Here is a 12,160-nt window from a genome sequence, read left to right on the forward strand (position 1 = left end):
AAATCTTTCAGATCATTCAATCATTGAAAAAGGAAGCTAAAATATATGTAGCAGGACACCGAGGTATGGTGGGCTCTGCCATTGTCCGACAATTGAAATTAAATGGATTTCAGGACATTGTCGTACGCACATCCAAGGAGTTGGATTTACGAAACCAACAAGCGGTGTTGGATTTTTTCCAACAAGAAAAGCCGGAATATGTGTTTTTAGCTGCGGCGAAAGTAGGCGGAATCATTGCCAATAACACGTACCGGGCAGACTTTTTATATGAAAACCTGGCGATTCAGAATCATGTCATTCATGCGGCTTACTTAAATCAAGTAACGAAATTAATGTTCTTGGGGTCCTCATGTATCTATCCGAAAATGGCTTCTCAGCCATTGAAAGAGTCCTATTTGTTAACGGGTGTTTTAGAACCGACGAATGAACCTTATGCAATCGCTAAAATAGCAGGCATTAAAATGTGTGAGGCCTATCGTGCACAATATGGCTGTGATTTTATTTCGGTGATGCCTACCAACTTGTATGGCCCGAATGATAATTATGATTTGCAAAATTCCCACGTGTTGCCTGCAATGATTCGTAAGTTTCATGAAGCGAAGGCGCGTGGTGACCAAGCCATGGAATTGTGGGGGACGGGTTCACCCATGCGCGAATTTCTTTATGCCGATGACCTAGCTGAAGCCTGCTTATTCCTGATGGAAAATTACAGCGACGAAGAACTTGTTAATATCGGTACGGGTGTCGATGTGACCATCAAAGAACTGGCAGAAACGATTAAACAAATTGTTGGCTTTGAAGGCGAAATTCGTTGGGATGTTTCAAAGCCCGATGGAACCCCGCGTAAATTAATGGATGTTTCGAAACTACATCAATTAGGTTGGAAACACCACATCGAATTAAAGGATGGGATTCAGTTAGCCTACCAAGACTTTTTACAAAACATCGCTTTGCGTAAATAATGGGAAAAGCTACCTGGTTTAGTACGTGGTTTGATTCCCCTTATTATCACCTCTTGTATGCAAGTCGGGATGAGCAAGAAGCCAAACATTTTATCGAAGCCTTGCAAGCGCATTTGAAAATTGCAACAGGGGCCTTCGTTCTAGATGCCGCTTGTGGCAAAGGCCGTCATGCCAAAATGCTTCAGCGCCATGGGATGGAGGTAGAAGGATTTGATTTGTCCCCTAGCAGTATTGCGGAGGCGAATCGTTTGGCAAATAAACATTTACATTTCTTTGTTCACGATCTTCGGGAACCACTTCCTAAGCAAGCCCAGTACGATGTCGTATTTAATTTCTTTACGAGTTTCGGGTATTTTGATGCGCCTGAAGATAATGCTCGTGCGTTTCAAACATTTGCAGGAGGCCTAAAAAAAGATGGGATTTTGGTCATGGATTTTCTAAATCCAACCTACATTCGAACGAATTTAGTCCCAGAAGAAACCGTTAAACGCGGTTCCATCTTATTCCACATCAAACGATGGGAAGCAGGAGGTTATCTCTATAAATCGATTGATTTTGAAGATCAAGGGCAATCCTTTGCCTTTCAAGAGAAAGTCGAATTGATCTCCCAAGCTGATTTTTTAAAGTACGCAGAACAGGCAGGCTTGACTTTTTTAAATTTGGCAGGCGACTATACTTTAGCTAAGTTTGACGAACAAACATCCCCGAGAATGATCTTTTTCTGGGAAAAGAAATAAGACCTATGCAATCTTTTCGTGCACTCGTAACGGAAATCAGTTCAGACGGCAAAGCCTCTACGGAACTACAAAATTTGCCGTCAACTTTTTTGCCAACTTCTGAAGTGCTGATTAAAGTCGAATATTCATCCTTGAATTACAAAGACGCTTTGTCGGCCAGCGGCCATAAAGGAATCACACGCAACTTTCCTCATATTCCGGGTATCGATGCCGCTGGAGTTGTCGTCTCTGACATCAGTGGCGCTTTCAAACCTGGCATGCGCGTGTTGGTGACAGGGTTCGATATGGGCATGAATGCACACGGTGGCCTATCGGAATATATTGCTGTGCCTGCCAACTGGGTTGTTGAAATCCCCAATGATTTATCTACTCGCGTCGCGATGCAGTGGGGGACCGCAGGCTTAACGGCCGCCATGGCGGTAGATGCATTGGTTGCTAATCAAGTTACTTCCGATAAGGGTGACGTATTCGTGACGGGTGCCAGCGGAGGCGTGGGAATGATTGGGATTCGCTTGTTGAGTCATTTAGGCTATTCGGTCGTTGCACTGAGCGGCAAGCCTGAGCTAGCGGAAACGTTGAAGGTATTAGGGGCCTCCCGAGTGATTGCTCGACAGGATTTCGCTGAGGAACCTGTTCGTGCATTATATGCGATGGAATATGCGGGGGCGATTGACACGCTTGGAGGGGATTACCTTGTTCAAGTAGTCAAGCGATTGAAATTCGGTGGTGCTGTTGCTGTTTGTGGAATGGCGTCGGGCGTTGAATTGCCTATGCAAGTGTACCCCTTTATTTTGCGCGGGGCGCGGATGCTAGGAATTTATTCGGCGGACTCTCCACTTGCCTATAAACAACAATTATGGGCTAAAATAGCAGAAGATTGGTCATTGAACTTGGCGGATTTTTGTCAAGAAATTACACTTGAACAGGCTCCTAGCGTATTGTCGTCCATGCTAGCAGGGACAAGTAGCGGTCGTTATCTTGTTAAAATTTGACAAATTTGATGCCTTTTTGATTCGTTAATTCCGGAAATGCGATGAGGTAATTTCCAAGCGCTAAGTCGCGAATATCAACCCGGATTTTATGGTTCTCGCTCACAAGGCTTACTTCTCGAATAAGCTGTCCTGAATTCGTATACAATTGGATTGTAATTTCTTTTGTAGGTAGGAGATGTTCAGGTAGTCCTATGACAATTTCATTTTGCGCTGGGTTAGGGAAAGCAGTCATTTGGGTGAAGGGATTCTGCTCGTCGGAAGCCAAAATACTTACATTGTAATTGTCAGATTCCACCGCGCAACCGTTTATATCGATTACTTTAATGGTATAGCTGCCCGATTCCTTAGGGGAAAAGTCGGCTGTGGTCGCCCCGGGAATACTTACCCCATTCAAATACCATTGTGGATTTGTCCCTCCAATCGTTTTTAAAATACCATTTGAGAAGGTTAAGGAAGGTGCGACGGGCTTTGAATAAATCAGATTGAATGTTGTGCTTACACTCGTGCAGTTACTCAAATTACTCGCTTGTGCTTGATATTGCCCCGTTTTGTTCGCCCTAAAGCTTGTCTGAGTAGCTCCGGAAATGGGGGTCCCATTCAGTAACCACTGAATACTTGTATTTTCACTTGCTTCGGCTGTAAGATCTTTTACCTCATTTGGGCAAATCGTAAGGGTACCTACAGGATTTATATTAATACTCGGATTTGGACTTGTGGATACGACAACTTGATTTCTTGGTGTAGGACATCCAATCGATCGAAACTTCATATCATAAAAATAATAGTAGCCGCTTGTTATCGGCGAGCCATTAAACTTTGCGCCGGTTAACGTGAGTATGTTCGGTATGGTATAAGGATAGCCAATGTTTGTAGGAGCATTTATCGTATCAGCAAGACTCTTATTGCTCCGGAAAATACTTGCCCCATTCGAACAGGATTGAGACAAAAGATAGCTTCCAGCCTTCGGAAAGGAAAGGTTCAAATAAACAACTTGACCCGGGTCATCTTTGTCATCCGTCAGTTGGCCATCTTTCGTCCGCGTTAAATTACTTTGTGTCCGAGTAGCAACGACATCTTTTGTGACTGTACCTACGAGCTCCCCTGTATCTTTGTTAAATACACTGAAGGTTATTGTTCCCGACGTGCCTACATAAATACGGGCGCTTTCCAAAACGATGGGGCTTTTGACTTCAATGATGGGTTCAGGACCGAAATTGTTGTAATATGTCCCTGTGCCAAATTCCGACTTACCACTTGGTTTTAAGTTGCCTGAAAAATCAGCTTGTGCGACGCTGTATTTGTCGGAAGCAGGAAGGCTAATGCGTGCGCCAGCCCCAACAAGCGTATTATTTGTATACCACAAGGAGGCGTCATTTGAGGAGCTTAAATTAACCAATGTTCCTGGAACGCATTGGGTACCCGTCGCAATTGGAGCTTTGGGTGTTTCAATAAATTTTTCAACCACTATCCGATTGTTTAGACCAAATTGGTCGCCGGCTAGTTGGTGGCTAAGTTCGAATGTGTAGGTTTTTCCTGCCTCAATGTTCAAATTCCCTTGTAAAGCAACTTCTTGTTCACTGCCAGGATTGATTTTCTCCATCGTAGCAGTCAGCTGCGTGACAAATAGAGCATTAGCATAGATATCGACCTTTACAGGAAGTTTTGCTTGGGTTTTACTCCCCACATTTTTCAATCGCACTAATAAGGTTACATTGCCAGTTTGCTGACAGAAATTCCCCGTTGTTGTGTTGACCCCAATGGCTGCAATGTCATTTGATGCTTGCAATAGGAGAATTGTTGCGTCCAAGCTGTTGCCGCTCGGAAAGATTCCGCAAGTAGAATTGATGGGTTCGTAGGAAGAAATGACGCGTAATTTGTACCGATTGCCTATTTTTGTGCTCGCCGGGGGTGTTATTTGTAGGCTGTAGGTGTTACCCGTAATATTGGTGGATGCGTTAATTAGTTCGTCGGCATCCTCGAAATCTCCATCTTGATTCCAGTCAACCACGGTACGGATGTTTTTGGCATTTGCATTGCTGAAATCAACGCTGATGTTTTTTCTTTCTCCAATTTCGATCGATAGCGCAACGCCACTGCTATCTATTGTATTCGCGATGGATTTATTGTCGGCTTGTAATTTTGCAATTAAAGCGATTTTGCTTGTTGGGCTTACACTGCAATAACTTGTTCCTCCGATCCCGGAAAGAATGAGTGAAAAGTCTTGTTGGCCATTTTTTAATGTGCCTTTGTGGTTAACCGTTAGCGTATAGGTTTCGCCGGGTACGGTATTTAGGATGCTTATTTTTTCAACATTGTCAAGCATGTTTACCCCTGTTTGTGCGAGCGAACTTGGGTTCTCCGGGTCCAGGGTAAATGGAAGATATGTCCCTTTGCTATCCTGTATTTTGATGTCTAAATCGTTGATGAGTCGAGGGCTTCTGCTATTTAAACTGCTGGCTATCAGTGGTAAAACATTGCCTTCTGGGTCGGTCCAGCATATTGTCGCACTTACATTTGTCGCACCTGACGCAACGATTTTTTCTGTGTAAATGGCCCCGCTGCTAAGACTCAACTCGCGAATGGCCTGCGTTTTATCTTTGTTTTGAATGATTGAAGCCGCATTTTCTGCGTTTAACAGGCCCCAGCCACTTTGATAATCGGGGCCAACGGGTCCAAAATCCATCGCGCTATGAATGACCAAGCCCTTTAGTGTAGCCGCGCGCATGAATTTCCCCGTATTGAGTCGACTGTACAATTGCTGTAGTAAAAATAAGGAACCCGCTACTTGTGGCGAGGACATGGATGTTCCATTCAAGCTTGTGTAGGATCCATTCGATGCGTTGCTGGTGGAAAGGATATCTGTTCCTACGCCCATGATGTCGGGTTTAATTCGGCCGTCGTCGGTGGGGCCCCAACTAGAGAAATCGCTCATTCGGATTTCGGATGGAAGGTTTGGCGTTTGTTGGATGGATTCAATTGCCCCTACGGTTAGGATATTTTTAGCCGTTCCTGTAGTCGAAATGATATCGTATGCGTCGTTTGTTGTCCGGATAATGTTACTGGAGTCTTTGGTATTTTTCAATAAATAATACTCGCCTTTGGCGAAGTCGGGCCCATTTTCAGAGCGACTATTTCCAGCCGACTTTGTGATTAAATAGTAAGGGGCGTTATAGGCAATTCGGTCAAGGGACTGTGCATTGCTGTCATAAAAGCCAAATTTGTAGTCTTCGAGTGAACTTATGGCATCGTTGCCCCACCATTGCCATTTGCGTTTCGTGGAATCATAGACCCAGCCTGCCTGGTAACCATAAGAGTGGTTACTAACAAGTAGATTGGGCGATGCGGCACTTATTTCGGAGTTGTCATTGTTGTAATCCCAAACCTTTAGATCCGCGCCAAATGCCATCCCGCGAGCCGTCGCAATGACGCCACTGGCAACCATCGTTCCCGCCACGTGCGTTGCATGCAGGTCGGGAGAAAGCGATGTTTCTTGTAATTTAACCCTTCCTGAGAATTCTTGGTGTGTAGCCATGACACCGCCTCCATCCCAAATGGCTAGTTTTCCCGCGAGTGTATCTGATTTTCCGTTGAGTGAAAGACCTAGATTTCCACCGCTGTACAATTGATCGGTACGGGTTATTTGGCCTGATCGCCGATTGGATTCCGTTCCTAAATACAAGGGTTCCCCGAGCTCATTGATGTATTGTAAATAGATTTTTTTCTCGCCTATTTGATCGATGCGCTTGATCCCTTTTTCCTCGGCAAGTGTAATGCTTTTGGAGTGCCTCATGCCTTCTTGAAGGCTAAATTGGGTGGCCTTTTCCTGGATTTGACTTTTGGCTTCTTGTCGATAAATTTCCCGCTGTGCATGGATGTTTGGAGCAAATGCCCAAACGAAAAGTAATGTCAAAAAAAGGGAATAATGACGCATGCCTAAGATTGGAAAGCACTAATTTAATCTTTTTCCTTTAATTCCACATGAAAGGTTTTTCGGTGGATTTCGGTAGGCCCTAAGCTCAGGACCGCCTTTCGATGTTCTAAGGTTGGATAGCCTGCATTTCGCTCCCAACCATAGCCAGGGTATTGTTCCGCTGCTTTTTGCATCCATTCATCTCGAAAGGTTTTTGCTAAAATAGAGGCAGCGGCAATCGAAAAATATTTGGAATCTCCTTTGACGATACAGGTATGTTGGATAAAAGGGTAGCTAATAAAGCGATTTCCATCAACCAATAAATGATCTGGCGGGGTGCGAAGTTTGTCGACAGCTTGATGCATTGCCATCACGCTGGCCTTGTAAATGTTTATCTGATCAATGGTCGCATGATCCACTTCGGCAATCGCATAGTCGATCGCATAATTTTTCACGACATCGATGAGTTGTTTGCGTTGCTTTGCATTCAATTGCTTCGAATCCGTCAATAATTTATCGTGAAAATCTTTTGGTAAAATAACGGCTGCGGCAACTACGGGACCCGCTAAACAACCACGTCCTGCTTCATCAAGGCCTGCTTCAATCCCCTCGGATTGGAAATAGGGTAACAATGCAGATTTGATAAGTGACATAATTAGGGCCGAACGATAAAATTTGTTGGTGTTTCCACAAATATGGCTTAAAATTGCTAATTATTTTCAAAGATTCCACCTATGAACAAGCACCTCGTTTTCGCTTTTTTGTGTCTTTGCCTTTTGGCAAACTCTGTGTCTGCTCAAAAAAATCGTTCGAAAAAGATCTTCCATTTCGAAGCTAAGTCGGCAAGATTCAATGGAGACGGCGTTGGTGGAGAAACCTATTTTTTCAAACCGGCCTTTGAAATAGGTTTTGGGTTGAAGTATCCGCTGACTTCGCGGGTTAGTTTCAATCCAGAATTAACCTTGGCTCAAAAAGGTTTTCACGGAAAAACGAATTACTCAGATTCAACTTATACAGAACGGAATTTGTCCTTAAACTACTTGGATATTAGCCCCAATTTTGAACTGAAGCTGGGCTCTGTTTCGGAATATGCCAATGGCTTTTCTGTTTGGGGAGGTCCCTACATGGGAATCGGATTGTGGGACAATGCGACTTATGATATCCGTACCGCAAATCCATTAAAGCCAGGAATATATGTATTGACCTCGACAGAAGGCGAAAGCTTTTCGCGCGATATTCGCCGACTTGACATGGGCTTTAAAGTGGGGATCGGCATTGTTTCCCAAAATTTTGTTTCCGTAGGCTTGACTTATCAGGCCGGTCTCATGAATATTGCGACGAATTCCAAGTCATTGTATAATCAATCACTTGGATTTTACATGCGTGTGTTCTTTGACGATGTGCTCTAATTTATCGGTTAAATAGTAATCGTTCTCCCTTTTTGCTCAGATCAAATTGTCCATTCGCATAAGCTAAATGCCCCGAAACAAAGGTGTGTGTGATGCTATGCGGAAAGGTGTGGCCTTCTAAAGGTGACCATGCACATTGATATTGCAAGGACGATTTTGTTACCTCATGGGATTGCTTTAAATCCACAATGGCCAAGTCAGCCCAATATCCTTCACGGATGTATCCACGGTCCTGAATTTGAAAACATTCCGCCAGATTGTGAGCCGTTTTTTCGGCGATTTGAGTCAAGCTTAAAACGCCTTCAAGGCTCATTTCTAATAACATCAACATAGGATGCTGTACCAACGGAAGGCCAGATGGTGATTTCCAATAGCCTTGTTGTTTTTCCTCCCACGTATGCGGCGCATGATCCGTAGCAATGACATCAATCGCTCCTGTTTGAAGCGCTTGTCGAATCGCCGTTCGGTGTCTCGCGTCTTTGATTGCTGGATTGCATTTGATTTGATTGCCTAAATTTTCATAGCTCGACGCATCAAACCACAAATGGTGCACGCAGGCCTCAGCCGTAATGCGTTTATCTTTTACGGCCTTTCCTGTTTCGAATAAGGCTAATTCCTCTTCGGTGCTGATGTGTAAAATATGCAAACGCGTGTTTGATTTTTTCGCCAAATCAATCGCCATCGAGGATGACAAATAACAAGCCTCTTCATTACGTATCAACGGATGAATAAAAGCTGGCGCATCTTCCGTTGGGTATTTTTCTCTAAATAATTCCAAACGCGCACGAACTGTTGACTCGTCTTCACAATGCGTTGCAATTAATAATTCGCTAGAACGGAAAAGTGTTTCTAGGGTTTTGGTGTTGTCGACCAACATGTTTCCTGTGCTGGAGCCCATGAAGATTTTAATCCCGCAGACATTGTTTTTATTCGTCTTCAAGACCTCTTCTAAATTATCATTCGCCGCTCCCATGAAAAAGGAATAATTGGCTAAGGAGTTTTCGTGGGCAATGTGGTATTTGTCGGAAAGTAAATCTTGTGTCAGCGCATTGGGTACCGTATTCGGCATTTCCATGAAACTTGTGACACCGCCGGCAACAGCCGCCCGCGCTTCGCTAGCAATCGTTGCCTTATGGGTTAATCCAGGTTCTCTAAAATGGACTTGATCATCAATCATACCGGGAAAAACATGTTTGCCCCCTAAGTCGATCACCTGCTCATTTCCTTCAGGGCTTATGCTCGTGCCAATTTTTTCAATACGCCCGTTTTTTATGCGAATATCCCCTGAAGTGATTGTGCCTTCATTGACGATTTGACCATTTTTCAATAAATATGCCGACATATTATTCCTGATTTATTTGTATGATTTTGAACTCGGTCCGACGATTCTGCTGATGCATTTCCTCTGGGCAATCCACGCCGTCTGAACATTCGTTGATTAATTGGCTTTCACCATAGCCTTTTGGCTTAATTCGGTCTTTCGCAATACCGCGTTGAATGATGTATTTTACCGCTGATTCAGCTCGGCGTTGCGAAAGCTTTTGGTTGTATGCTGCCGTTGCACGGGCATCCGTATGCGCTCCCAACTCTAAATTTACCTGTGGATTATCTTGCAGGAAATTGACAATTTTATCTAATTCAATCGTTGCGTCTTGACGAATATCGGCTTTGTCCAAATCGTAGTAAATGGAGTTTAATTGGTAGAACTGACTAATCTCTTTCCCGATCTCCGGCTGGTCCATCACGATTTTAAACGTAAATGTCGTATCCGTGAGTTCCTTCTTTAACAAGGCTTGTGGTATTTCTCGGCCCTCTAGGGAGAAGCTTGAGCGCGCGGAAATATATCCGTCTTTTTCAAGTTTAAATTGAATTTCATCGCCGGAGTTTAGACTCAATGCGTCGATTTTACCCGATTTATCACTAGTGAAAACCTCGCTGGTCTCGCCATTTCTTCGTGTGCTTACTTGTACGCCAGGAATAGCTTTGCCGTCGGGCTGTACAACTTGTACGGCTAGGGCATAATTAACTGTTTTTAAGACCTGGTTTGTTGTGGAATTGGTGCTGTCGTTTGACCACCAGTGCTCTTCAGCTCCGCTGGATTTGAAAAAGTAAATGTCATCATCGCCTTTGCCACCCGGTCGGTTAGAGCTGATGTAGCCCGAAAGCGGATCGGATAAGTTGATGGCAAAATCATCGCCAATGGAATTCATGGGTACACCTAAGTGCTCGATGCTGATTTCGTTGTCGTTTCGACTAGCTACATACAGGTCTAGCCCTCCAATGCTCGGATGTCCGTCAGAAGAAAAATAGAGTTTCCCGTTTTCACTCACGAAAGGGAAAATTTCATCACCTGGTGTATTGATGATGGATCCGAGGTTTATCGGCCTCCCGAAGCGTCCCGAATTATCTATAGGCACGCGGTATAAATCGAGTCCACCTTTTCCGCCTCGGCGATTCGAGCTAAAATAGAGTGTTCGATCGTCATAGGAAAAGCTAGGACTGCCGTCCCATGCGATGGAGTCGGAAATGGCTAGGCGCTCTGGTTCCGACCAATCATTTCCATTTTTTTTCGAAATGTATAAATCTACATCTGGCGAAGGGTCCTTGCTTTTTCCGGTATTGCCGCGGGCAAAAACAACGGTTGTGCCGTCATGCGAAAATGCCGGTGTACCATCGTTCGCGTTCTCTTTATAGAGTTGGGCACTAAATAAATGCGGCGTGGTGATTTCGTTTTCTTTCAACAATGGAGCACTATAAAGTCCCAAAAATGGAAGTCCATTGTTTTTGTAGATTAAGGGTTTGCTTGAACTAGTGAAGAGCAATTCATTCCCGATTTTTTGCGCGGCAAATTCCGTTTTGGGCGTATTGCCCATTAAGGGAAAAAGGGCAACTGGACTTTGTTTTTGAACAAGGGTTGGGATTTTATCCAAATTCTCTAATTCAATTTCAGCCTTGATTTGGTAAAAACGATTGGGTTTGCTTTGCAAAAATTTGGTCAATGCTGCTTTGCATTGGGGATAATCGCCTAAGGACTTCGCAGCTAGAGCGATGTGATAGTTGATTAATACATCCTCGACACCTTGCGTTTGGGCTTTTTGATAATAGGGGAGGGCTAAACCTATTCGGTTGGAGAGTCGGTAAGATTCCGCCACATAATAGGCGCTTTTGTCGCCGGCAAGTTGCTGGTCTACCAAAGGCTTTAGCGCTTGAATGGCCCATTCGTATTCGCCTCGTTCAAAATATTTCAAGCCTTTTTTGCTTGTTTGGCGTGTAGGATTGCAGCCAAATAACGTAACGATTACGATGAAAAAAGCGAGTAAACGGGCGAATTGAGTGGATTTTGCTAGCATGGTCCTTAAAGATCTTTCAAATGTAATAAGCTATGCTCGTTTTTTTGATGTACCTTTGCATAAATTATCAATCAGTCAAGGAAATAAATCTTTGACAAATCCAGCAGTGATGTTGCATATTTTATGAGAAAAAGAATTCAGAAAGACGACAATCGTCGTTCAGATGCGCCCCGTAGTAATTCGGGTGGTCGCTCAACAGCAAGAAATTTCAGTGATCGTTCTTCAGGGCCTAACCGGGCTGCTGCAGGAGACCGTAAGCCTTATGAAGGCGGTGATCGTCCATACACACCACGTGCACCTCGTGAAGGTGGCGAGCGCCGTCCATACAATCGTGAAGGATCGAGTGATCGCCCTTACACGCCGCGTGCACCTCGTGAGGGTGGTGAACGTCGTCCTTTCAATCGTGAAGGTTCAGGTGATCGTCCTTATACGCCACGCGCACCGCGCGAGGGTGGCGAACGCCGTCCATACAACCGTGAAGGATCGAGTGATCGCCCTTACACGCCGCGTGCACCTCGTGAAGATGGTGAGCGCCGTCCGTACAACCGTGAGGGATCGAGTGATCGTCCTTACACGCCGCGTGCACCTCGTGAAGATGGTGAGCGTCGTCCATACAACCGTGAAGGATCGAGTGATCGTCCATATACACCGCGTGCACCTCGTGAAGATGGTGAACGCCGTCCATACAACCGTGAAGGATCGAGTGATCGCCCTTACACGCCGCGTGCACCTCGTGAAGATGGTGAGCGCCGTCCGTACAACCGTGAGGGATCGAGTGATCGTCCTTACACGCCGCGTGC

Annotated in this window: 8 protein-coding genes and 1 pseudogene; 5 read left to right on the plus strand and 4 right to left on the minus strand. The window is 44.7% G+C overall.

Annotation, left to right across the window (positions count from 1 at the left end; all coding sequences use genetic code 11):
* Positions 1-23 precede the first annotated feature (23 nt).
* From fcl to PQG45_RS07180, 3 genes are read left to right on the plus strand one after another with little or no spacing between them, the layout of a single operon-like run.
* On the plus strand, positions 24-962 hold the full coding sequence (gene fcl, locus PQG45_RS07170; protein WP_315574941.1) for a GDP-L-fucose synthase: 939 nt from the start codon (positions 24-26) through the stop codon (positions 960-962).
* On the plus strand, positions 962-1,699 hold the full coding sequence (locus PQG45_RS07175) for a class I SAM-dependent methyltransferase (protein ID WP_315574943.1): 738 nt from the start codon (positions 962-964) through the stop codon (positions 1,697-1,699). The genes fcl and PQG45_RS07175 overlap by 1 nt, the downstream gene beginning before the upstream one ends.
* Before the next feature lie 5 nt (positions 1,700-1,704).
* Positions 1,705-2,691 carry a YhdH/YhfP family quinone oxidoreductase gene (locus PQG45_RS07180; protein ID WP_315574945.1) on the plus strand — a complete coding sequence of 329 codons (987 nt, stop codon included), beginning with the start codon at positions 1,705-1,707 and terminating at the stop codon, positions 2,689-2,691.
* Here PQG45_RS07180 and PQG45_RS07185 read toward each other — a convergent pair.
* Both PQG45_RS07185 and PQG45_RS07190 read right to left on the minus strand, forming a co-directional pair.
* Entirely contained in the window at positions 2,681-6,622 is a 3,942-nt protein-coding gene (locus PQG45_RS07185) for a S8 family serine peptidase (protein ID WP_315574946.1), read from the minus strand. The two genes, PQG45_RS07180 and PQG45_RS07185, sit on opposite strands and share 11 nt — an antisense overlap.
* 23 nt (positions 6,623-6,645) lie before the next feature.
* Positions 6,646-7,254 (minus strand): ribonuclease HII, encoded by a 609-nt coding sequence (locus tag PQG45_RS07190; protein ID WP_315574948.1) that lies wholly within the window; start codon positions 7,252-7,254, stop codon positions 6,646-6,648.
* Between the two features lie 81 nt (positions 7,255-7,335).
* Between PQG45_RS07190 and PQG45_RS07195 the strand changes: the two genes are divergently transcribed.
* Complete coding sequence (locus PQG45_RS07195) at positions 7,336-8,010, plus strand: outer membrane beta-barrel protein (RefSeq protein WP_315574949.1); 675 nt, start codon at positions 7,336-7,338, stop codon at positions 8,008-8,010.
* A gap of 1 nt (position 8,011) precedes the next feature.
* Here PQG45_RS07195 and PQG45_RS07200 read toward each other — a convergent pair whose 3' ends face one another.
* Positions 8,012-9,352, minus strand: coding sequence for a dihydroorotase (locus tag PQG45_RS07200; protein WP_315574951.1), 1,341 nt, complete (start codon positions 9,350-9,352; stop codon positions 8,012-8,014).
* A 1-nt stretch (position 9,353) separates the two neighbouring features.
* Complete coding sequence (locus PQG45_RS07205) at positions 9,354-11,360, minus strand: OmpA family protein (protein WP_315574953.1); 2,007 nt, start codon at positions 11,358-11,360, stop codon at positions 9,354-9,356.
* 123 nt (positions 11,361-11,483) lie between these two features.
* Here PQG45_RS07205 and PQG45_RS07210 point away from each other — a divergent pair.
* Positions 11,484-12,160: pseudogene (locus PQG45_RS07210) on the plus strand (hypothetical protein); the annotation flags it as partial.

The organism is Aquirufa regiilacus, from assembly GCF_032470275.1.
GTDB classification, from domain to species: Bacteria; Bacteroidota; Bacteroidia; order Cytophagales; family Spirosomataceae; genus Aquirufa; species Aquirufa regiilacus.